We start from the raw sequence: 21,391 nt of genomic DNA, 5'->3' as shown, positions 1-21,391 counted from the left end.
GACCTCCGATGACCACGCCGCAGGTGCTCGGTGAGCGCTACGAGATCGGCGGGGTGCTGGGGCGCGGGGGCATGGCCGAGGTGCACCGGGGCCGGGACCTTCGGCTGGGCCGCGAGGTGGCGGTCAAGGTGCTGCGCAGCGACCTGGCCCGGGACCCCTCCTTCCAGGTCCGGTTCCGCCGGGAGGCGCAGGCCGCCGCCTCGCTCAACCACCCGGCGATCGTCGCGGTGTACGACACCGGCGAGGACCGGACGGCGAACGGCGCCACTCCGTACATCGTCATGGAGTACGTCGAGGGCCAGACGCTGCGCGACGTGCTGCGCAGCGAGGGGGTGCTCTCCCCGGAGCGGGCGATGAGCCTGGCCGCCGACATCTGCGGCGCCCTCGACTTCAGCCACCGCAACGGCATCGTTCACCGGGACGTGAAGCCCGGGAACGTGATGATCACGCCCCAGGGCGGGGTCAAGGTGATGGACTTCGGCATCGCCCGGGCGGTCTCCGACTCCGCCGCCACGATGACCTCCACCGCCGCGGTCATCGGCACCGCGCAGTACCTGTCCCCGGAACAGGCCCGCGGCGAGGGCGTCGACGCCCGCTCCGACGTGTACTCGGTGGGCTGCCTGCTCTACGAGCTGGTCACCGGGGCGCCGCCGTTCACCGGCGACTCCCCGGTCGCGGTGGCCTATCAGCACGTGCGGGAGGACCCGCGGCTGCCGTCGTCGATCAACCCGGCCATCCCGCCGGAGCTGGACGCGATCCTGCTCAAGTCGATGAGCAAGAACCCGGCCAACCGCTACCAGTCGGCCGCGGACATGCGCAACGACCTGCTGCGGGCCCTGGCCGGCCAGCGGGTCGAGGCCACCCCGGTCATGAACGACGCCGAGAAGACGACGATCCTCGGCGCCGCCCCCGCCGGCTACCCCGAGGGCGACTGGGACGCCGACGACCACCCCGGCCGCCGGCGCAGGCGCAACCGGGTCATCGCCGCCGTCGTCGGCGCGCTGGTACTCCTCGGCGGGGTCCTCACCGCCGTCCTGCTGCTGGGCGGCGGCGGCGAGGAGGAGCCGCCCGCGGTCGCGCAGATCGCGGTGCCCGACGTCACCGGCGAGCTGGAGGACGACGCGCGGGCCGCGCTCACCGAGGCCGGGCTGACCGTCGGGGACGTGAGCGTCCAGCCGAGCACGGAGGCGGAGGAGGGCCGGGTGCTCAGCACCAACCCGGCCGGCGGCGCGCAGGTCGACCCCGACAGCAAGGTGGACCTCGTGGTGGGTGGCGGCGTGGACACGATCACCGTCCCGCCGGTGAAGGGCCTGGACGTCGACGACGCCCGCACCGCGCTCGAGAACGCCGGCTTCAGCAGCGTCGACACCACCCAGGTGGACTCGGCCGAGCCCGAGGGTGAGGTGGTCGACGTGAACCCCGGCCAGGGCGAGCAGGTGGATCCGGCCACCCGGATCACGCTGCAGGTCTCCGACGGCGACGTGGAGATCCCCGACGTGCGGGGACAGGACGCGGAGACCGCGCGGCGCATCCTCGCCGACGCCGGCTTCACCAACATCACCGTGCAGAACTCCGAGAGCGACGACGTCGCCCCCGGCGAGGCGGTCGGCACCGAGCCGGGCGCCGGCAACCAGGCCGCCGCCGGCGACGAGATCGTGCTGCTGGTCGCCGTCCCGGTGCCCTCGACGGAGACCACGCCGCCGGCCACCCCCACCCCGACCCCCACGCCCACGCCGACCCCCACGGCCACCCCGACCGCGGGGCTCAACCAGGAGGGCATGCCGGGTCTGCTCGACTGACCTCAGACGCACGAAGGGCTCCTCCCGATCGGGGAGGAGCCCTTCGTCGTACCGGGACCGGTCAGACGGCCGCTGCGAGCCGCTGGGCGGCGGCCGTGGCCGCCGCCACGGCCGCCGGGTCGGGCGTCAGGCCGCACGCCGACAGCCAATTGGCGAGCATCCGGTGGCCGCCCTCGGTGAGCACCGACTCGGGGTGGAACTGCACGCCCTCCACCGGCAGCTCCCGGTGCCGCAGCGCCATGACGATCCCCGACTCCGTGGACCCGGTGACCTCGAGCTCGTCGGGCACCGTCGCCCGGTCCACGGCCAGCGAGTGGTACCGGGTGGCGGTGAACGGGGACGGCAGGCCGGCGAGCACCCCCGCCCCGGAGTGCAGCACCTGGCTGGTCTTGCCGTGGAGCAGTTCGGGCGCACGGACCACCTCCGCCCCGAAGGCCTCGGCGATCGCCTGGTGGCCGAGGCAGACGCCGAGCACCGGCGTCCCGGCCGCGGCCGCGGCCCGCACCATCGGCACGGTCACCCCGGCGTCCGCCGGCGTCCCCGGTCCGGGGGAGAGCAGCACGCCGGCGACGTCGAGACCGGGCAGCTCGTCGACGGTGACGGCGTCGTTGCGCCGGACGATGCAGCGCACGCCCAGCTGGCCCAGGTACTGGACCAGGTTGTAGACGAAGCTGTCGAAGTTGTCGACGACGAGGACGGGACGGCTCACGGCGGGCTCGATCTCTCCGGTGGACGGCGGCAGGACCCGCCCCGGCTGCGGCGTGCCCGTTCCGGGTGCGCACGCCCGCGCGATCACTCCCCGACGGCGGTGGCGTGCTGCAAGCCCAGGGGGCCATCGTAGGCGGGCACCGACACCGCCGGACGCTCGCGGACCGCGAAGCCCAGCCCGTAGTCCTCCACCGCCTGCTCGAACACCGCCACCTGGGGGGAGGCGGCCAGATGGGCGCGGATGGCCGCGGCGTCGCCGATCGCGGTGACGACGAACGGCGGCGAGTAGGTCCGGCCCTGCAGGAGCAGCACGTTGCCCACGCAGCGGACCGCGCTGGTGGCGATCAGCCGCTGGTCCATGATCGCCACGCCGTCGGCGCCGGCGGCCCACACCGCGTTCACCACGGCCTGCACGTCGGACTGGTGGATCACGACGTCGTCGGGGCGGGCGCCGGCCGGCAGCGCGCGGTCGGGACGGCGGGGCGCGTCGTCGAGGGTGATCTCCACCCCCGGCCCGCGCAGGGCCACCAGACCGGCCGACAGCAGCCCGCTGTCACCGTCGGCCTGGGCCGCGGCCACGTCCCCGTTGCGGGTAGCCGCCTGGTCGGTCAGCTGCTGCGCCCGGGCGCGCAGGGCCGCCAGTTGCTGCTGCTGCTGGGCCAGCACCTGCTCGCGCTGGGCGATGAGGACCGACAGCTCGGTGGTCTCCCCGGCGCGCAGATCGCCGCCCTGAGCCGTCTGGCTGGAGGTCGCGAACAGCAGGCCGGCGGCGAGGGCGACCACCGGGACCAGCGCCGCCCAGGCCGACCGACCCCGCTGGCGGGTCAGGCTGCGGACCACGAGCACCGTTCCAGCTTAGGCTGGAGGGCAGTCTCGGCCGGCAGCGACGAACCGGCCCCGGAGGGAGTTCGCACGGTGCCCAAGTCCAAGGTGCGCAAGAAGTCGGTCTACACGCCGCCGCAGGGTGCGCTGCAGTCGGGGACAGCGGCCGCGCGGGCGGCCACGCCCAGCCCGCGCTGGTACGCCCCGGTCATGGTCGCGCTCATGCTTCTGGGCCTGCTGTGGATCGTCGTGTACTACGTGGCCGGGGAGAACATCCCCTTCATGGTGTCGCTGAACGCGTGGAACTTCGCGATCGGCTTCGGCCTGATGGTGGCCGGCCTGGTGATGTCGATGCGCTGGCGCTGACCGCCGTCGAACCTCGCCGGAGGCCCCCGTCCCCGCCGGGACGGGGGCCTCCGGCACGTTCGGCGGGCTACCCCACTCGCAGCGGGACGACGGCCGCGCTGTGCACAGCCCACCTCGTCGTCCACAGGTCGACAAAGCGCGCTACCCCCAGAGTTGTCCACCGGATGTGGAGAACGAATGTTCGACCGAACGCCGCTGACCTGCGGTTTTTCTGTCGGTGGTACGGGTGTGACGGGAACGGCACATGGGTAACTACACCGGTGCAAGTCCGTCCCCAGCTGTGTACCCAACTGTGGATGAGTCGACATGGAGCCACGCTCCGGACGATCACCTCGGCGCCTCCGTACCCCGCCGCCGGACGGTCGACACGCGGCGTGACCACGGCAGATGCCGCTAGGCGCACCGGTTGTCCCCAGGACGACGGCAGCCCCCGGTCCACGGCGGACCGGGGGCTGCCGTCGGGGGGCTGTGGACTCAGGCGTCCAGCAGCTCGAGGATCGTCGCGTTCGCCATCCCGCCGCCCTCGCACATCGTCTGCAGGCCGTAGCGGGTGCCGGTGGCCAGCATGCTGTGGACCAGCGTGGTCATGATCCGGGCGCCCGAGCCGCCCAGCGGGTGGCCCAGCGCGATCGCGCCGCCGCGGGGGTTGAGCCGGTCGCCGTCGGCGCCGGTCTCGACCTGCCAGGCCAGCGGCACCGGCGCGAACGCCTCGTTCACCTCGAACACCCCGATGTCGCCGAGGGCGAGCCCGGAGCGCTGCAGCACCTTCTGCGTCGCCGGGATCGGCGCGGTGAGCATGATGACCGGGTCGTCTCCGGCCATGACGGTGGTGTGGATGCGCACCAGCGGGCGCAGACCCAGCTCGCGGGCCTTCTCCGAGGTGGTGACCAGCAGCGCAGCCGAGCCGTCGGAGATCTGGCTGGCGTTGCCGGCGCTGATGACGCCATCGGCCTTGAACGGGGTCTTGAGCGTGGCCAGCTTCTCCAGCGTGCCGCCCGCGCGGATCCCCTCGTCGGCGCGCACCACGGTGCCGTCGGGGGTGGTGACAGGGACGATCTCCTCGTCGAAGGCGCCGTCGGCCTGCGCCTTGGCCGCCTTCTCGTGCGAGGCCAGGGAGAACTCGTCGAGCTGGGTGCGGGAGAAGCCCCAGCGCTCGGCGATCATCTCGGCACCCACGCCCTGGTTGGGCGCCACGCCGTAGCGCTCCAGGAAGCGCGGACCCAGCGGGCGCCCGGCAGCGCCGTCGCCCACCGAGGAGCCCATCGGCACCCGGCTCATCGACTCCACGCCGCCGGCGACGACGACGTCGGCCTGGCCGCTGATCACCGTGGCCGCGGCGAAGGCCACCGCCTGCTGGGAGGAGCCGCACTGCCGGTCGATCGTCGTCCCGGGCACCGACTCCGGCCACCCGGCGGCGAGGGCGGCGGTGCGGCCCACGTTGTAGGTCTGCTCGCCGATCTGGCTCACGCACCCCCAGAAGACGTCGTCCACCGCGGCGGGGTCGATGCCGGCCCGCTCCACCAGGGCCTGGAGCACGTGCGCGGAGAGGTCGACGGCGTGCACGCCGGACAGGCCTCCGCCGCGCTTGCCCACCGGGGTGCGCACGGCGGCGCAGATGACGGCGTCTCGCATGGTCACTCCTCATCGACGTGGGCGGCGTCACGCCCGCCGCGACGATGGTAGGACGTCCCCGTACCTGTGCCCTCGCCACGCCCCGGGAGGGGTGTGCTGGAAAGCTGGCCGCATGGACTGGTCGGCACCCGGTGCGCAGACCGCCGTCCTCGCCGCCGCCGGCGTGGTGCTCGGCGTGGTCGCGGTCCTGCTGGACCCGCTCGGCCGCCTCCTGGTCGGTGGCGCGGCGCTGCTGCTCGTGGCGCTGGCGGCCCGTGACCGGCTGCTGCGGCCCCGGTTGTCCGCGGGGCCGGCGGGGGTCGCCGTGCGGACGCTGACCGGCACCGTGCGGCTGCCCTGGCCGCAGCTGCGGGTCGGGGTACGGGAGACCCGGCGGCTCGGCGTCCGGTCCCGGCTGCTGGAGCTCGACACCGCCGCCGGGCCGGACGACGATGGGATGCTGATCCTCCTGGGGCGCCGCGACCTGGGCGCGCCGCCGGAGGAGGTCGCTCGTGCCCTCCAGGACCTCGCCTCCCGGGGCGGACATGGCCGGTTCCGCCCCTGACGGGGCTACAGGACGACGAGCGTCGGCACGGTCAGGGCGACGACGGCCAGGACCCCGGCCAGCAGCATGAGCCCCAGGACCTGCAGCTCGGTGCGCCGTCGGAGGAGCACGACCACGGCGGTGGCGGCGAAACCGGCCACCAGCCCGCCGAGGTGCCCGAGCAGCGAGACGCCGGGCAGGAAGCTGATGGCCACGTTGATCGCCAGCAGGGTCAGCAGCCCGCGCAGGTCCTCGCGGCGGGCGAGCATGAGCACCGCCAAGCCGCCGAGCAGGCCGTAGATCGCCGCCGACGCGCCCGCGACCGGCCGCCCGGGCTCCCCGAACAGCTGCAGCGCGACGGCGCCGCCCAGGGCGGAGATGAGGTAGACGGCGAGGTAGCGCCACCGGCCCAGCTGGCGCTCGAGCTCGGAGCCGAAGATCAGCAGGGCCAGCATGTTGAGCACCAGGTGCATGGGCCCGATGTGCAGGAACGCTGCGGTGAGCAGCCGCCAGTCCTCGCCGAGCTCGACGAGGATCGGCACCTGGGAGAGCTGGGCGAACAGCGGCGAGTACTGGTTGTCCAGCGGGTTGGCGCCGGCGAGGCCGGCCGAGACCGCGGTGACGACGAACATCGCCACGTTGAGCCCGATGAGGGTGACCGTCACCGTCCCGAACCGGCGGCCCGCCCGGCGCAGCACCGGCGTCGCGCGCGGCTGCCGGACCGTGGCCCGCCCCTCGCGGACGCACTCCGGGCACTGGAACCCGACCGAGGCGGGGGTCATGCACTGCGGGCAGATCGGCCGCCCGCACCGCGCGCAGGAGATGCGGGTGGACCGGTCGGAGTGCCGGTAGCAGAACGCCGTCGGGGGCGCCGGCTGCGGTTGGCCGGGCCCGGCGCCCCCGTCGTCCGGGCCGGTGGTCAGCTGCGCTGCACCTCGACCGACTGCAGGACGACGTCCTCCACCGGGCGGTCGCCGCGGGCGGTGGACACCTTCGAGATGCGGTCGACGACGTCGCGGCTGGCCTGGTCGGCAACCTCGCCGAAGATCGTGTGCTTGCCGGTCAGCCAGGCGGTCGGCGCCACCGTGATGAAGAACTGCGAGCCGTTGGTGCCGGGGCCGGCGTTGGCCATGGCCAGCAGGTAGGGCCGGGTGAAGGCCAGCTCCGGGTGGATCTCGTCGCCGAACTGGTAGCCCGGGCCGCCGATGCCCTGACCCAGCGGATCGCCGCCCTGGATCATGAAGCCGTCGATGATCCGGTGGAAGACCGTGCCGTCGTAGAGGCGGTCGGTGGTCTTCTCGCGGGTCTGCGGGTGGGTCCACTCCCGGCGGCCCTCGGCCAGGTCCGCGAAGTTCGCGACCGTCCGGGGCGCGTGGTCGGGGAACAGGTCGACGGTGATGTCGCCGTGGTTGGTGTGCAGAACGGCACGCCGTGCGGCGGAGGTCGATTCGGTCACGGGTTCACTCTCCCACTGGTCCACTCCCCGCGAGACACGGGGAGCGGACGGGCAGCGCGTCTCACATGCGCAGCACCTGGACGACGTCGAGGTTGCGGAACTGGGCCTCCCCCTCCGTGACCTCCTGCATGCGCTTGGCGAAGTCCGCGGTGACGGGATGCTCGGAGTTGCGCATCGCCGCGTCGTGGTCCGGGAACGCCACGAGTTCCACGTAGGTCTCCGGGCGGTCCCGGTCGGCGGCCACGACGCCCCAGCGGGCGGTCGCCTCGCGACCCATCCGCTCCCGCCACTGCTCGACGGCCTCGCCGAAACCGTCGAGGTCCCGCGCGTGGAACTCGATGAGCTGGACGAAGGCACCCGCCTCCAGCTGCAGCTCGCCCTCGTCGCGCAGCCCCGCCTGCAGCTCCCGCCGCAGCTCGGGACCGTCGGTGTGACCGTGCGTGGTGACGGCGTGCGCCGCGGCCAGCTCGAGGACCTCGTCCTCCTCGCCGGAGATCTGGACGGTGCAGTTGCTCTCGCTGGGCATCATCCGGCAGTCCATGGTCTTGCGTGCCATGGCTCCTCCTCGGCAGCCGTGCGCCCCGGCCCGCCCGTCCGGTGGGCCAGCGGCCCCGCTGACAGTGGCCGGGCGACGCGGAGGAGTAAAGGGACCGAGGTCCCGAGGGAGCGGAGTGGAGACGAGGGGAATCGAGCCCCCCACCCCGCTGGAGCCTCTCCGACTGCGCCGGCCGCCGGAAGGGCGTTATCGGGCCGGGGTGGACCTCGGCTGACTACCCGCGGAGAGTCCGACGGTCAGCGTTCGATGCCAAGCGTGCCGGTCTGGCTCAGATACTCAGCCACGTCGTGGAGCTTGCGGTTGGTGTCTTGACTGGTCTTGGCGAGCAGGGCGAACGCCACCTCCGCGGTGATCTTGTAGCGCTCCATGAGGATGCCCTTGGCTTGGCCGATCACATCCCGGCTCCTCAGTGCCGTGGTCATGTGGTTCAGGTCCTGGGCGTCGGCGACCGCGACCGCGGCGTGGCTGGCGAAGAGCAGGCCGATGCGCTCGGACTCGTCGGTGAATGCCCCGGGGCGGTGAGCCAGCAGGTTCAGCCCCCCCAGGTCCTGATCGCGCACGAACAGCTGGAAACACAGCATGCTGGCCACGCCCAGCTCCGCCGTGGCCCGCCGGGCCAACTCCGGCCAGCGCGGGTCGGCGGCCAGGTCGTCGACGCGAACGGTCACCTGCTGGTACATGGCGTCCAGGCAAGGGCCCTGTTGCGTGCTCTCCTGCAGATCGTCGAACCGTCGCGCCAGCTCCCCGGTGGCCGCCGCCGACACCACCCGGCGGCGGCCGTGCACGAGGCTGATCGTGGCGTGCTCGGCGCCGGGGATGGTTCCTGCCACCGAGGAGACGATGAGCTCCATGACCGCCGCGGCGTCGGTCTGGTGCTGCATCTTCCGCGCCAGGTCGGACAAGCCCTGCGACAGGTCGTCCCGCACCGTCTCTTCTCCCGCGTGCGACGACGGGCGCCCGCGACGCTCGTTCGGGTCGGCCGTCTGGTCCGGGTCGGCCGTCTCGGGAGGTTGGGAACGATCGGGAGGTTCGGCACTGCTCGTGCCCATGCCGAATTGTGACACGTGCAGCGGCCGATCGGAAACGCACGGCCATGACCCTGAACCGCTACGCCGACCTGTTCGACGACGACCTGAACGACGTGGCCGACCGGCTGGACGCCCTGCGGGCCACATCCCGCGGACCAGTTGCGGACCTTGTGCGGACCGAGACCCCTCCGGAGGGCTCGCCCGAGCCCCCGACGGAGAGGGATCCGCAGGTCAGAGGAGTGGAGACGAGGGGAATCGAACCCCTAACCCCCGCCTTGCAAAGGCGGTGCTCTGCCAATTGAGCTACGTCCCCGGGCTGGCTCTCGCCAGAGTGGCCCCGGTGGGTCAGCGGTCGGTGGGTGTGCTGACCGCGTCGGGGCCGCGGGTGGCCTCGTGCCACAGGTCGGCCTCGGCCTGGCCGGCCGAGCGCTTACGGACGAGGGCGAGGGCGCCGACGGCGGCGGCCGCCAGGGCCAGCTTCTTCAGCACGCGGAGTACCTCCTCGAGGGGAGTGCCCGCCTCCTGAGGGAGGGGGCCCGGGGCCTTCCCCGGAGCGGAGCCGGCACCGCTGGCGCCGTCGACGCCGGGACACGGGTGGGCCTGGGAGGACTTGAACCTCCGGCCTCATCCTTATCAGGGATGCGCTCTAACCGCCTGAGCTACAGGCCCGTGAACCTCGAACAGCGTACCTGGTCGCCGAGGGCGACCCCGCAGGGGGTCACCCTCAGTCGCGCTCGGAGAGGGTGACCTCGAGGCCGCCGACCAGGTCCGAGCACATGTTGTAGATGAACGCGGCGACGGTGCACAGCGCGGTCATCAGCACGATGTTGATGGCCCCGATGACCGCCGCCCCGCCGAACACGATGCCCGGGGTGATGAACTCGCTGCTGCTGTCGCCGCCGGAAGCGGTGCCGAGCTGGCCGAAGAGGTCGTTGAGGGTCTCGAAGACGCCGAGACCGGACAGGACGCCGTAGAGGATGCCGACGGCGACCATCCAGATGAAGAACAGCGCGATCGACAGCACCAGCGAGATCTTCAGCGCCGACCAGGTGTCGATGTGCCGCAGCTGGAGGCGGGCGCGGCGGGGGCCACGGGCGGCCTTCGCCTTGGCCCCAGCGGCCTTGACGGTCGCCGGCTGCGCGACGGCGGCCGGCTGCGCGACGGCGGCCGCGGGCGCGCCCTGGGGGACGCCGGTCGCCACCGGGGCGCTCTGGGCAGCGGCACCCTGCGGGGCAACCCCCAGGGGGGTGACCGCCGGCGGCGCGCTCACGGCAGCCGCTGCAGGAGGGGCGGCCGTCCGGGGGGTGGCCGTCTGGGGGGGCGCCGTCGACGGCGCCACAGCCTGGGCGGCGGGGCCCTGGGTGCGCGGCGCTCCGGCACCGGTGACCGGCGCGGTGCCCTCGGGCGCCGCGCCGGCCTGGGCCCGCTGGGTGGCCGTGCCGGGGATGGCCTGGGTCGGCGACGCCCCGGGCTGCTGCCCGTCGGTCGCGGCCGGCTGCGCGGCCGCTCCCGTCGCGGAGAGGGTGTTCTCCCCGATGCGGGCCCCGGTGCGCACCGAACCCTGCGTCCGGTCGCTCATGCCAGTCTCCCGTTCCCCAGCGGCCCTCGCCGCTCTGTCGCACCCGCACGTCCCGGCACGCGGCCGGGGGCGCCCGGGCGCCGGTCAGTTCCCTGGTGGCTGAACAGGAGGGAATGCTGCGGCCGCACCCGCGGGCACGGCCGCAACGCCCCTTCTGTCATCGGACCCACCCTAGGCGGCGGGCTCGTCGTTGTCCGTCGTGCGCGCGATCGCGACGATCGACACGTCTTCCGGCAAGTTCATGAGCTTGACACCCATGGTCGCGCGGTCCTTGTTGTGCCGGACCCCGTTCACCGGCGTGCGGATGACGCCGCCCCCGGAGGTGATGGCGTACAGCTCGTCGCCGAGCCGCACGGCCAGCGCCCCCACCAGCGAACCCTTCCGCGCCTTCGGGTCGGCGGTGAGCACACCCTTGCCGCCGCGGCCCTGGGCCGGGTAGTTCTCGATCCCGGTCCGCTTGGCGAAGCCGCGCTCGGTGGCGACCAGGACGTCCACGCCCTCCTCGACCACCATCATCGACAGCAGCGAGTCGTCCGGGGCCAGGGAGATGCCGCGGACACCCTCGGTGGCCCGGCCCATCGGGCGCAGCTGGTCGTCGTCGGCGCGGAAGCGGATCGACATCGCCTTGCGGCTGACCAGGAGCAGATCCTGCTCCGGGTCGATCAGCGCGGCGCCGACCAGCTCATCACCCTCGCGCAGGTTGATCGCGATGACGCCGCCGCTGCGCGGCGAGTCGAAGTCGGTCAGCCGGGTCTTCTTCACCTGGCCGCGCGCCGTGGCCAGCACGAGATAGGGCGCCACCGAGTAGTCGCGGATCTGCATGACCTGCGCGATCCGCTCGTCCGGCTGGAAGGCCAGGATGTTGGCGACGTGCGCACCGCGGGCGGTGCGGTTGGCCTCGGGCAGCTCGTAGGCCTTGGCCCGGTAGACGCGGCCCTTGTTGGTGAAGAACAGGATCCAGTCGTGGGTGGACCCCACGAAGAAGTGGTCGACGATGTCGTCCTGCTTCAGCTGGGCACCCATCACGCCCTTGCCACCGCGGCGCTGGGACCGGTAGAGGTCGCTCTTCGTCCGCTTCGCGTACCCGGTACGGGTGATGGTGACGACGACCTCCTCCTCCGCGATGAGGTCCTCCATGGAGACGTCGCCGTCGTTGGGCACGAACTTCGTGCGCCGGTCGTCCCCGTACTTCTCCACGATCTCGGCGAGCTCGTCGTGGATGATCTGCCGCTGCCGCTCGGGCGACGCGAGGATGGCCTCCAGGTCCGCGATGCGGGCCTCGATCTCGGCCAGCTCGTCCATGATCCGCTGGCGCTCGAGGGCGGCCAGCCGGCGCAGCTGCAGGTCGAGGATCGCCGTCGCCTGGATCTCGTCGACCTCGAGCAGCTCCATCAGGCCCGTCCGCGCGGCCTCGGCGGACTCGCTGTTGCGGATCAGCGCGATGACGTCGTCGAGGTGGTCCAGCGCCTTGGCGTAGCCGCGCAGGATGTGCGCGCGCTCCTCGGCCTTGCGCAGCCGGTAGCGGGTCCGCCGCTGGATGACCTCGATCTGGTGGGCGACGTAGTGGCGGATCAGCTCATCGAGCCGCAGCGTCCGCGGGACGCCGTCGACGATCGAGAGCATGTTGCAGCCGAAGGAGGTCTGCAGCTGGGTGTGCTTGTAGAGGTTGTTCAGCACGACCTTGGCGACGGCGTCGCGGCGCAGCGTGATCACCAGCCGGCGGCCGACGCGGTCGGAGGACTCGTCGGCGATCTCGCTGATGCCCTGCAACCGGCCGTCCTTGACCGCCTCGGCGATCGCCTCGGCCAGGTTGTCCGGGTTGACCTGGTAGGGCAGCTCGGTGACCACGAGCTGCACCCGGCCCCGGCTGTCCTCCTCCACGGTGACGACGGCGCGCATCTTCACCGAGCCGCGGCCGGTCCGGTAGGCGTCCTCGATGCCCTCCCGGCCGACGATCAGGCCGGCGGTCGGGAAGTCGGGGCCCGGGATGCGCTGCATGCAGGCGGTCAGCGCCTCCTCCGGCTCCGCGTCGGGGTTCTCGAGCATCCAGAACACCGCCGCGGCGACCTCGCGGAGGTTGTGCGGCGGCATGTTGGTGGCCATGCCGACCGCGATGCCGGCCGAGCCGTTGATCAGCAGGTTCGGGATGCGCCCGGGCAGGACCAGCGGCTCCTGGTTCTTGCCGTCGTAGTTGGGCTGGAAGTCGACGGTGTCCTCGTCGATGTTGGCCAGCATCTCCATGGCCAGCGGCGTGAGCCGGGCCTCGGTGTACCGCATGGCCGCGGCGGGGTCGTTGCCCGGGGAGCCGAAGTTGCCCTGGCCGTCGATCAGCGGGTAGCGCATCGACCACGGCTGGGCCAGCCGCACCAGGGCGTCGTAGATGGCCGAGTCGCCGTGCGGGTGGTAATTACCCATGACCTCACCCACGACGCGGGCGCACTTGACGTAGCCGCGGTCGGGGCGGAAGCCCTGGTCGTACATGGCGTAGAGCACGCGACGGTGCACGGGCTTGAGGCCGTCGCGGACCTCCGGCAGGGCGCGGCCCACGATGACGCTCATCGCGTAGTCGATGTAGCTGCGCTGCATCTCCTGCTGGAGGTCGACCGGCTCGATCCGGTCGCGGGGAGGTGTCTCGGTCACGTTTCAGGTCTCCACAAGTGGGTGCACAGAGGTGGAAAAGCGCTGGTCATCCGGTTGGCCCCCTGCAGGGTCCCGCCGGCCCAGTCCGGGGCCGGCCCCTTGCCGGGTCCCACCGCGAGCGTGCGAGTGGTGGGGGCAAGAGGGCCTTCTACGAGGGGTGCGGAGGACGGGGTCCTACTAGACGTCGAGGAACCGGACGTCCTTGGCGTTGCGGGTGATGAAGCTGCGGCGGGCCTCGACGTCCTCGCCCATGAGCACGCTGAACAGCTCGTCGGCGGTGGCGGCGTCCTCGAGGGTCACCTGGAGCAGGACCCGGGTCTCCGGGTTCATCGTCGTCTCCCAGAGCTCGGTGGCGTTCATCTCACCGAGGCCCTTGAACCGCTGGATCGCGTCCTCGCGGATCTTGCGACCCTCTTCCTTGCCGGCCTTGAGCAGCGCGTCGCGCTCGCGGTCGGAGTAGGCGTACTCGTCCCCGTGCTTGCCGCCCCACTTGATCTTGTACAGCGGGGGCTGGGCCAGGTAGACGTAGCCGGCCTCCACCAGTGGCCGCATGAAGCGGAACAGCAGGGTCAGCAGCAGCGTCCGGATGTGCTGGCCGTCGACGTCGGCGTCGGCCATCAGCACGATCTTGTGGTAGCGCAGCTTCGACAGGTCGAACTCGTCGTGGATGCCGGTGCCGAACGCGGTGATCATCGACTGGACCTCGGTGTTCTTGAGGACCCGGTCGATCCGCGCCTTCTCGACGTTGATGATCTTGCCGCGGATGGGCAGGATCGCCTGGTACATCGAGTCGCGGCCGGACTTCGCCGAACCACCGGCCGAGTCACCCTCGACGATGTAGACCTCGGAGTTGCGCGGGTCGGTCGAGCGGCAGTCCGACAGCTTGCCCGGCAGGCCGCTGACCGACAGCAGGTTCTTGCGGGCCAGCTTGCGGGCGTCCTGCGCCGCGCGGCGGGCGCGGGCCGCCGACGCCGCCTTGGTGATGATCGTCTTGGCCTCGGCCGGGTTCGCCTCGAACCAGTGGCTGATCTCGTCGTTGCAGACCCTCTGGACGAAGCCCTTGACCTCGGTGTTGCCGAGCTTGGTCTTGGTCTGGCCCTCGAACTGCGGGTCGCCGAGCTTCACCGAGACGATCGCGGCCAGGCCCTCGCGGATGTCGTCGCCGGTGAGCCGGTCGTCCTTCTCCTTGAGCAGCTTCTTGTCCAGCGCGTACCGGTTCACGATCGAGGTCAGCGCCGCGCGGAAGCCCTCCTCGTGCGTGCCGCCCTCGTGGGTGTTGATCGTGTTGGCGAAGGTGTGCACCGACTCGGAGTAGGCGTCGGACCACTGCATCGCGACGTCGACCGACATCGCCATGTCGTTCTTCCCGGTGCCCTCGGCGGAGAAGCCGATGACCGAGCGGTGGATCGGGGTCTTCCGGCGGTTGATGTGAGCGACGTAGTCGACCAGGCCGCCGTCGTACCGGTAGGTGATCTCGGTGGGCTCGAAGGCCTCCGCCTCGGCACCCGGCTCCGGCGGGGCCTCGGCGAGGGTCAGCTCCTCGGCCAGGCCGGTCTCGGCCTTGCCGTGCCCGGGCCGCTCGTCGCGCAGGACGATGGTCAGCCCCTTGTTCAGGAAGGCCATCTCCTGCAGCCGGCGGCTGATCGTGTCGAACGAGTAGGTCGTCGTCTCGAAGATCGACGGGTCGGCCCAGAAGGTGATCTGGGTGCCGCGCTTCGTCGTCGGGCCGACCTTCTCCAGCGCACCGGGCTTGGCCATGTCGTAGTGCTGGTGCCACTCGGTGCCGTCGCGCCAGATGCGCACGTCCAGCGCGGTGGACAGCGCGTTGACGACGGTGACGCCGACGCCGTGCAGACCACCGGAGACGGCGTAGCTCTTGCCGTCGAACTTGCCGCCCGCGTGCAGGATGGTCATGACCACCTCGACGGTGGGGCGCTTCTCCACCGGGTGCATGTCCACGGGGATGCCGCGGCCGTTGTCCTCCACCCGCACCCCGCCGTCGGCGAGGAGGGTGACCCGGACGGTGTCGCAGTGCCCGGCGAGGGCCTCGTCGACGGAGTTGTCGACGACCTCCCACACCATGTGGTGCAGACCCCGCTCACCGGTCGAGCCGATGTACATGCCGGGCCGCTTGCGGACGGCCTCGAGGCCTTCGAGAACGGTGATGGAGCTGCCGGAGTAGGCGTTGTCCTGCTTGGTGCTGTCGGTCTGGGGTCGAGCGACCACGTGGGGCCCTTCTGTCGCGCAACCGGCGGACGGCTCCCCCACCCCGGGCAGGGGGCAAGACGGCGCAGAACGGCTCTCAGCCGGTTGCTGGCGGTTTCTGCTGTCGAGTCTACTCGTACCAACGACAGGAACACGCTCATCTATGCCCTCAGGGCCGATCTGCGCCACAAACGACCCGCCCGCCACCCCCGATGGTGGGCCCGGCGTCGGCACGCCGTTCCCGGGGCGCTGACGCCCTCTCCCGGCGGGGCGCTGTCAGTCGCCGAGCCGGCCGGCGTCCAGCCGCCCCGTCTCCCGCCCGCGGGTCCGGTTCACGAACACGGTCACCATCCACAGCACGACGCCGATCCCGAGCAGGATCCCGGCGATCCGGTACTGCTCGGCCGGCCGCCCGGCGAGCGGGGTGGCGAGGAAACCGCAGGCCAGCGCGCCCACGACGGGCAGCACGGTCGGGGTGCGGAAGTGATCCTCGTCGACGGTGTCGCGGCGGAGCACGAGCACGGCGACGTTGACGACGGTGAAGACGCACAGCAGCAGCAGCGCGGTGGTGCCGCCGAGCGCGGGGACGGCGCCGACGAAGGTGACCAGCCCGAATGCGAGCGCGGTCGTGAACAGGATCGCCGGCACCGGGGTGCGCCGCCGGGCGTGGACCCGGCCGAGCAGGGACGGCAGCACGCCCTCGCGGGACAGGCCGTAGACCAGGCGGCTGGCCATGAGCATGTTGATCAGGGCGGTGTTGGCGACGGCGAACATCGTGATGACGCCGAAGAGCCCCAGCGGGAAGCCCGGGGCGCCGGCCTCCACCACCTGGAGCAGCGGGGTCTCGCCCTCGCTGAGCCGGTCGGCCGGCACGAGCGCGATCGCCGAGATCGACACCAGGACGTAGATCAGCCCGGTGAGGAGCAGGCCGGCCAGCAGCACCCTGGGGAAGATCCGCCGCGGCTGCTTGCACTCCTCGGCCATGTTGACCGAGTCCTCGAAGCCGACCATCGCGAAGAACGCCAGCCCGGTCGCGGCGACGACGCCGGCGACGACCGAGGAGTCGCCGGTGTCGAACTCGGTCACGCGCGAGAAGTCGCCGTCCCCGACGCCGAGGGCCCACAGGCCCACGCCCATGACGATGAGCAACCCGGAGAGCTCGACGCAGGTGAGCACGACGTTGGCCTTCACGCTCTCGCCCACGCCGCGGAGGTTCACCAGCGCGACCAGGCCCATGAAGCCCAGGCCGATCAGCGTGATCCCGATGCCCTCGCCGAGATCGAGGCCGAACACCTCCGCGGCGTTGGCGGAGAACGCCCGCGCCGCGGTCGACGCCGAGGTGATCCCGGAGCTCATCACGGCGAAGGCGACCAGGAACGTCAGGAAGTGCACCCCGAACGCCTTGTGCGTGTACAGCGCCGCGCCGGCCGCCTGCGGGTACTTGGTGACCAGCTCCAGGTAGCTGAAGGCGGTGATCAGCGCGACCAGGAAGGCGATGAGGAACGGCAGCCACACGACGCCGCCGACCTCCGCGGCCACCGTGCCGGTGAGCGCGTAGATGCCGGTGCCGAGGACGTCGCCGACGACGAAGAGCAGCAGCAGGCCGGGGCCCATCACCCGGCGCAGGCTCGGCTGCTGGTCCGGGCGGACGGCCTCGGTCTCGGCGGGGTGAGCCATGTGCGCCTCCTGCTCGGCTGGGGTGCGGGACGACCGGCGTCGGGTGGTGCGGGCTCGTCATGATCGTCCGGGCCGGCACCACCCCGCGAGTCGAGCGGCCGGCACGCGGGGATCGGACACTGGGGGCATGGCCGAGACCGCCGCGCCGAGAACCTGTCTCGTCACCGGTGCCACCGGGTACATCGGCGGCCGGCTGGTGCCCGAGCTGCTCGCCGCCGGGTACCGGGTGCGGGTGCTGACCCGCTCTCCCGAGCGGCTGCGCGACCTCCCGTGGGCCGGGCAGGTGGAGATCGCCCGCGCCGACGCCTCCGACGCCGCGGCGGTGGCTGCCGCCTGCGCCGGTGTCGACGTCGTCTACTACCTGATCCACGCCCTGGGCGCCGGTCCGCGGTTCGAGGAGACCGACCGGCGGACCGCGCGGGTGATGGCCCGCGCCGCCCGGGAGGCCGGCGTCGGGCGGCTGGTCTACCTCGGCGGCCTGGACCCCGCGGGCGAGCGGCTCTCCCCGCACCTGCGGTCGCGCGCGGAGGTCGCCGAGATCCTGCTGGCCTCCGGCGTCACCACCGCCGTGCTGCGCGCGGCCGTGGTGCTGGGCTCGGGGTCGGCGTCCTTCGAGATGCTCCGCTACCTGACCGAGCGGCTGCCGGTGATGGTGACCCCGCGCTGGGTGCACAGCCGCATCCAGCCGATCGCGATCCGCGATGTCCTGCGCTACCTGGTCGGCTGCGCGCAGCTGCCGCCGGACGTGCACCGCAGCTTCGACATCGGCGGCCCCGACGTCATGGACTACGCGCAGATGATGCAGCGCTTCGCCGCGGTGGCCGAGCTGCCGAGGCGGCGGATCCTGCCGGTGCCGGTGCTCAGCCCGGCCCTGTCGAGCCTCTGGGTCGGCCTGGTGACGCCGGTGCCCCCCTCGATCGCCCGACCCCTGGTCGAGTCGCTGCGCAACACCGTCGTCTGCACCGAGCACGACATCGCGCGGTACGTGCCCGACCCGCCGGGAGGGCTGCTCGGCTTCGACGAGGCGGTGCGGCTGGCGATCCAGCGGGTGAAGGACTCGGCCGTGGCCACCCGCTGGTCGTCGGCGTCCGTTCCGGGAGCGCCGTCGGACCCGCTGCCCACCGACCCGGACTGGGCCGGCGGCAGCCTCTACGTCGACGAGCGCACCGGGGAGACCGACGCCGGGTCGCAGGAGCTGTGGCGGGTGGTCGAGGGGATCGGCGGCGAGAGCGGCTGGTACTCGTTCCCGCTGGCCTGGGAGGTGCGCGGCTGGCTGGACCGGGCGGTCGGCGGGGTGGGGCTGCGCCGGGGGCGGCGATCCCGCTCCGACCTGTTCGTCGGGGACGCGCTGGACTTCTGGCGGGTGGAGGAGCTGGAGGCGGGCCGGTTGCTGCGGCTGCGCGCCGAGATGCGGCTGCCCGGGCTGGCCTGGCTGGAGTTCCACGTGGAACGCGACGAGCCCGCCGACGGCCGGCCCGGCCGCACCCGGCTGCGGCAGAGGGCGACCTTCCGCCCGCACGGGCTGTTCGGCCACCTGTACTGGTGGGCGATCGCGCCCTTCCACGGCATGGTCTTCGGCGGGATGGTGCGCAACATCTGCCGGGCCGCGGAGACCGGGACGGCGGCCGCGGCCGGGGTACGCGCGACGCGTGAGGACACGGCGGCTCGACCCGGCCGGGAAACGGCACCCGGCCGCGGTGTCGGCCGGTAGGCCGACGACGTCAGGGCACCAACCACTGCGCGGCGGCGAGCTCCCGGTAGAGCGGGCTGGTCTCCACCAGCTCGTCGTGGGTGCCGCGGGCGACCACCCGGCCCGCGTCGAGCACCACGATCTCGTCGCTGTCGAGCACCGTGGACAGCCGGTGGGCGACCACCAGCAGCGCCCGGTCGGCGGCCGCGGCGGCCAGCGTCCGCCGCAGCAGCCCCTCGTTGCGGGCATCGAGGCTGGCGGTCGGCTCGTCGAGCAGCAGCACCGCCGGGCGGGCCAGCAGCGACCGGGCGATCGCCAGCCGCTGCCGCTCCCCGCCCGACAGCAGCACGCCGTCGTCCCCCACCGGGACGTCGAGCCCCCGCGGCGAGCGCTGCACCACCTCGGTGAGACCGACGTCGGCCAGCACCGCCCACAGCTCCGGGTCGGTGGCTTCCGGCGCGGCCAGCAGCAGGTTGTCGCGGAGGGAGCCGGCGAGCACCGGCGCCTCCTGCTCGACGTAGCCCAGCCGGGCGCGCAGCGCGGCCCGCGGCAGGTCCCGGACGTCGGTGCCGGCCCAGCGGATCGCCCCGCCGGTGAGCGGGTAGAAGCCCTCGACCAGCGCCAGCACCGTCGATTTGCCCGCGCCGGAGGGGCCGACCAGCGCCACCCGCCCGCCGGCGGGCACGGACAGCGACACCCCGCGCAGCACCTCGGTGCCGTCGGGATAGGCGAACGTGACGTCGTCCAGCTCGAGCAGCGGCGTCCCGGCCGGCGGCGCGGCGGGGACGACGGCCGCGGCAGCTCCGCGCTCGGGCCGGGCGTCGTCCTCCGGCTCGAGGGCGAGCACCTCCTGGATGCGCGCCAGCGCACCCAGCCCGGTCTGCAGCTGCGTCCACGCCCCGATCGCCTGCCCCAGCGGCATGACCAGCAGGAACAGGTACAGGATGAACGCGACCAGGTCGGCCACGGCGATCGAGCCGCTGGCCACCCGGTAACCGCCCAGCCCCAGGACGGCGAGGAACGCCCCCTGGACGGCGATCGCCCCGGCCGGGGCGACCATCGCCTCCAGCCGGGCCGCCCGCACGCCCGCGGCGTAGGCGTGCCCGGCGCTGTCGCCGACCACCCCGACCTCCCGCGCGGTCGCCCCGCTGGCCCGGATGGTGCGCACCGCCGAGAGCGCGCGCTCCACCGCGGCGGTCATGACCCCGACGGCCTCCTGCGCCTGCCGCGACAGCCGTCGCACACCGCGGGCGACCGAGGCGACCACGGCGACACCGACGGAGACCGCGACCACGGTGACCAGCAGCAGCCAGCCGTCGACCAGCGCCATCGCGACCAGGGCGCCGACCCCGAGGAGCACCGAGCCGGCGATCTCCACGACGCCGGAGGTGACCGTCGCCCGGAGCAGCGTGGTGTCCGCACCCACCCGGGACATCAGGTCACCGGTGCGCCGCCGGTCGTACTCGGCGATCGGCAGCCGCAGCAGGCGATCGGCCACGGTGCGCCGGGTGGAGAGCACCACGCCCTCCGCGGTGCGCTGCAGCAGGTACTGCTGCACCGCGCCCAGCGCCGCGGCGGCCGCCAGCACGACGACGAGGGCGAGCACCGCCGGCAGCAGCGCCTCGCCGGCGCCGACCGCCTCGATCACCCGCGCGACCAGCGCCGGCTGGGCCAGTGCGGCGGCGGCCGCCACCAGGGAGAGCCCGGCCGCCAGCAGCAGCGACCGCCGGTGCGGGCGCAGCAGCGGCAGCAGCTCCCGGAGCCCGGCTGCGGGCGCCGGGTCGGTCGGGGTGGGGGAACCGGGGGCCGCGCTCACCAGGAGACGGTGAGCGCGGCGACGATCGCGCCGAGCAGCCGTGCGTGGTGCTCGATGAGCTCGGGCCGGTGCCCGTCGGGCCGGATCGCCGCGGTGAAGCCGGCCGCCGTCCAGAACTCGTCACCGTCGTCGCTGCCCAGCAGCAGCCCGCGGACCGTCGGGTCCTGCGCGAGGCGCTGCACCGCCGGGCCGTCCTCGGCGGCCAGCAGCACCCAGCGGCCGTCGAACTCCGGGTCCCCACTGGGGATCTGCACCAGGCCGCCGGTCCGGTGCTTCCAGAACCGGGCCGGCGAGAGGCGCAGCGCGGGCACGGTGCCGAGCACGGGGGCGGCGGTGATCGCGTACTCCGGGACCGCGTAGCGGCCTGACGCGTAGAGGACGTCGAAGGCGACCAGCTCCAGCGTCCCGTACCGGCCGCGCATCACCCCGGCCGGCCGGTGGTCCCTGGTCGCCCGGACCGGCGCGGTGGCCACGAGCTCGGCGAGGACGGCGTCCTCGGGAGCGCTGCCGTCGGAGATCGTCCAGCCGTTCTGCACCGCCCAGCCCTGGGCGCCGACGGTGTCGCCCTGGTAGGCGAAGACCCGCTCGACCTCCCCGGGGGTGCGCGGCCGGCGCCGGCCGAACAGCCCGCCGCGCACCGGCTGTTGCGACGGGCCCTGCTGCTGGGCCGGGGGCAGGTCCCAGCCCGGCGGCTGCCACGGCCCCCCGGCGTCCCCGGCGCGGTCGGCACCGGCCGGCGGCTGCTCGTTGCGCGGCCGGTCCTGCTCGGGCGGCTGACCCTCGCCCAGGTGCGCCGGCTCCCGCCAGCCGCTGCCCTCGTCGGGGCGGTCGTCGAAGCCGTCGCGGTCGCCGGGCCTGGTCATCGCTGCATCGTCCTCCCGGGGTCGGCGGGAG

The 21,391-nt window shown here is 73.2% G+C and carries 18 protein-coding genes and 2 tRNA genes; 4 read left to right on the top strand and 16 right to left on the bottom strand.

The annotated features are described in order from the left end of the window. Positions 1 to 8: 8 nt before the first annotated feature. Positions 9 to 1,799 (top strand): Stk1 family PASTA domain-containing Ser/Thr kinase, encoded by a 1,791-nt coding sequence (pknB, locus tag BMZ50_RS19415; RefSeq protein ID WP_091328451.1) that lies wholly within the window; start codon positions 9 to 11, stop codon positions 1,797 to 1,799. A 61-nt stretch (positions 1,800 to 1,860) separates the two neighbouring features. On the opposite strand, the gene BMZ50_RS19410 is transcribed toward pknB, so the two are convergent. After that, a complete protein-coding gene (locus BMZ50_RS19410; protein ID WP_091328597.1) occupies positions 1,861 to 2,508 on the bottom strand; it encodes an aminodeoxychorismate/anthranilate synthase component II in 648 nt (215 codons plus the stop codon). 83 nt (positions 2,509 to 2,591) lie between these two features. Then, the gene (locus BMZ50_RS19405; protein ID WP_091328449.1) at positions 2,592 to 3,353 is read right to left on the bottom strand and encodes a DUF881 domain-containing protein; all 762 of its coding nucleotides are present in this window, start codon (positions 3,351 to 3,353) and stop codon (positions 2,592 to 2,594) included. Positions 3,354 to 3,422: 69 nt separating this feature from the next. On the opposite strand from BMZ50_RS19405, the gene crgA reads away from it, so the two are divergent. Next, the gene (gene crgA, locus BMZ50_RS19400; RefSeq protein ID WP_091328446.1) at positions 3,423 to 3,695 is read left to right on the top strand and encodes a cell division protein CrgA; all 273 of its coding nucleotides are present in this window, start codon (positions 3,423 to 3,425) and stop codon (positions 3,693 to 3,695) included. A 474-nt stretch (positions 3,696 to 4,169) separates the two neighbouring features. On the opposite strand, the gene BMZ50_RS19395 is transcribed toward crgA, so the two are convergent. Beyond that, positions 4,170 to 5,327, bottom strand: a complete 1,158-nt coding sequence (locus tag BMZ50_RS19395) for a thiolase family protein (protein WP_091328444.1) — start codon at positions 5,325 to 5,327, stop codon at positions 4,170 to 4,172. Positions 5,328 to 5,439: 112 nt separating this feature from the next. Here BMZ50_RS19395 and BMZ50_RS19390 point away from each other — a divergent pair, with 112 nt between their 5' ends. After that, positions 5,440 to 5,871, top strand: coding sequence for a PH domain-containing protein (locus BMZ50_RS19390; RefSeq protein WP_091328441.1), 432 nt, complete (start codon positions 5,440 to 5,442; stop codon positions 5,869 to 5,871). Between the two features lie 5 nt (positions 5,872 to 5,876). Here BMZ50_RS19390 and BMZ50_RS19385 read toward each other — a convergent pair whose 3' ends face one another. From BMZ50_RS19385 to BMZ50_RS19340, 11 genes are all read right to left on the bottom strand, one after another. Further along, positions 5,877 to 6,632 carry a rhomboid family intramembrane serine protease gene (locus BMZ50_RS19385; protein WP_091328438.1) on the bottom strand — a complete coding sequence of 252 codons (756 nt, stop codon included), beginning with the start codon at positions 6,630 to 6,632 and terminating at the stop codon, positions 5,877 to 5,879. A gap of 137 nt (positions 6,633 to 6,769) precedes the next feature. Continuing rightward, complete coding sequence (locus BMZ50_RS19380) at positions 6,770 to 7,306, bottom strand: peptidylprolyl isomerase (RefSeq protein WP_091328434.1); 537 nt, start codon at positions 7,304 to 7,306, stop codon at positions 6,770 to 6,772. A 61-nt stretch (positions 7,307 to 7,367) separates the two neighbouring features. Then, a complete protein-coding gene (locus BMZ50_RS19375; RefSeq protein WP_091328431.1) occupies positions 7,368 to 7,862 on the bottom strand; it encodes a DUF1059 domain-containing protein in 495 nt (164 codons plus the stop codon). A gap of 236 nt (positions 7,863 to 8,098) precedes the next feature. Beyond that, complete coding sequence (locus BMZ50_RS19370; protein WP_091328428.1) at positions 8,099 to 8,911, bottom strand: GAF and ANTAR domain-containing protein; 813 nt, start codon at positions 8,909 to 8,911, stop codon at positions 8,099 to 8,101. Between the two features lie 219 nt (positions 8,912 to 9,130). Beyond that, a tRNA-Ala gene (locus tag BMZ50_RS19365) sits at positions 9,131 to 9,203 on the bottom strand. Positions 9,204 to 9,235: 32 nt separating this feature from the next. Then, positions 9,236 to 9,379 (bottom strand): DLW-39 family protein, encoded by a 144-nt coding sequence (locus BMZ50_RS24375; protein ID WP_177212893.1) that lies wholly within the window; start codon positions 9,377 to 9,379, stop codon positions 9,236 to 9,238. Positions 9,380 to 9,485: 106 nt separating this feature from the next. Next, positions 9,486 to 9,559, bottom strand: a tRNA-Ile gene (locus BMZ50_RS19360). A 55-nt stretch (positions 9,560 to 9,614) separates the two neighbouring features. Then, entirely contained in the window at positions 9,615 to 10,469 is an 855-nt protein-coding gene (locus tag BMZ50_RS19355) for a DUF3566 domain-containing protein (protein WP_091328424.1), read from the bottom strand. Positions 10,470 to 10,640: 171 nt separating this feature from the next. Continuing rightward, entirely contained in the window at positions 10,641 to 13,109 is a 2,469-nt protein-coding gene (gene gyrA, locus BMZ50_RS19350) for a DNA gyrase subunit A (RefSeq protein ID WP_091328421.1), read from the bottom strand. Positions 13,110 to 13,286: 177 nt separating this feature from the next. After that, complete coding sequence (gyrB, locus tag BMZ50_RS19345) at positions 13,287 to 15,335, bottom strand: DNA topoisomerase (ATP-hydrolyzing) subunit B (protein WP_091328418.1); 2,049 nt, start codon at positions 15,333 to 15,335, stop codon at positions 13,287 to 13,289. 255 nt (positions 15,336 to 15,590) lie between these two features. Next, positions 15,591 to 16,991 carry an APC family permease gene (locus tag BMZ50_RS19340; protein ID WP_091328414.1) on the bottom strand — a complete coding sequence of 467 codons (1,401 nt, stop codon included), beginning with the start codon at positions 16,989 to 16,991 and terminating at the stop codon, positions 15,591 to 15,593. A gap of 127 nt (positions 16,992 to 17,118) precedes the next feature. Here BMZ50_RS19340 and BMZ50_RS19335 point away from each other — a divergent pair, with 127 nt between their 5' ends. Then, positions 17,119 to 18,702, top strand: a complete 1,584-nt coding sequence (locus BMZ50_RS19335; RefSeq protein ID WP_091328410.1) for an SDR family oxidoreductase — start codon at positions 17,119 to 17,121, stop codon at positions 18,700 to 18,702. Between the two features lie 10 nt (positions 18,703 to 18,712). Here BMZ50_RS19335 and BMZ50_RS19330 read toward each other — a convergent pair whose 3' ends face one another. Both BMZ50_RS19330 and BMZ50_RS19325 read right to left on the bottom strand, forming a co-directional pair. Beyond that, positions 18,713 to 20,497 carry an ABC transporter ATP-binding protein gene (locus BMZ50_RS19330; protein WP_091328406.1) on the bottom strand — a complete coding sequence of 595 codons (1,785 nt, stop codon included), beginning with the start codon at positions 20,495 to 20,497 and terminating at the stop codon, positions 18,713 to 18,715. Further along, positions 20,494 to 21,360, bottom strand: a complete 867-nt coding sequence (locus BMZ50_RS19325) for a hypothetical protein (RefSeq protein WP_091328403.1) — start codon at positions 21,358 to 21,360, stop codon at positions 20,494 to 20,496. The genes BMZ50_RS19330 and BMZ50_RS19325 overlap by 4 nt, the downstream gene beginning before the upstream one ends. Positions 21,361 to 21,391: the final 31 nt, after the last annotated feature.

This window comes from Geodermatophilus ruber, assembly GCF_900114385.1.
Taxonomy (GTDB): Bacteria; Actinomycetota; Actinomycetes; order Mycobacteriales; family Geodermatophilaceae; genus Geodermatophilus; species Geodermatophilus ruber.
Note: the sequence above shows the minus strand (reverse complement) of the source record. Positions and strands in the feature narration are given on the sequence as shown.

What these genes read in the sequence shown, in the direction of transcription:
- BMZ50_RS19335 (WP_091328410.1), top strand. Translation starts at nt 17,119, where the DNA reads ATGGCCGAGACCGCCGCGCCGAGAACCTGTCTCGTCACCGGTGCCACC.
- BMZ50_RS19395 (WP_091328444.1), bottom strand. Translation starts at nt 5,327, where the DNA reads ATGCGAGACGCCGTCATCTGCGCCGCCGTGCGCACCCCGGTGGGCAAG.
- BMZ50_RS19355 (WP_091328424.1), bottom strand. Translation starts at nt 10,469, where the DNA reads ATGAGCGACCGGACGCAGGGTTCGGTGCGCACCGGGGCCCGCATCGGG.
- BMZ50_RS19370 (WP_091328428.1), bottom strand. Translation starts at nt 8,911, where the DNA reads ATGGGCACGAGCAGTGCCGAACCTCCCGATCGTTCCCAACCTCCCGAG.
- BMZ50_RS19375 (WP_091328431.1), bottom strand. Translation starts at nt 7,862, where the DNA reads ATGGCACGCAAGACCATGGACTGCCGGATGATGCCCAGCGAGAGCAAC.
- BMZ50_RS19325 (WP_091328403.1), bottom strand. Translation starts at nt 21,360, where the DNA reads ATGACCAGGCCCGGCGACCGCGACGGCTTCGACGACCGCCCCGACGAG.
- pknB (WP_091328451.1), top strand. Translation starts at nt 9, where the DNA reads ATGACCACGCCGCAGGTGCTCGGTGAGCGCTACGAGATCGGCGGGGTG.
- BMZ50_RS19385 (WP_091328438.1), bottom strand. Translation starts at nt 6,632, where the DNA reads ATGACCCCCGCCTCGGTCGGGTTCCAGTGCCCGGAGTGCGTCCGCGAG.
- BMZ50_RS19390 (WP_091328441.1), top strand. Translation starts at nt 5,440, where the DNA reads ATGGACTGGTCGGCACCCGGTGCGCAGACCGCCGTCCTCGCCGCCGCC.
- BMZ50_RS19340 (WP_091328414.1), bottom strand. Translation starts at nt 16,991, where the DNA reads ATGGCTCACCCCGCCGAGACCGAGGCCGTCCGCCCGGACCAGCAGCCG.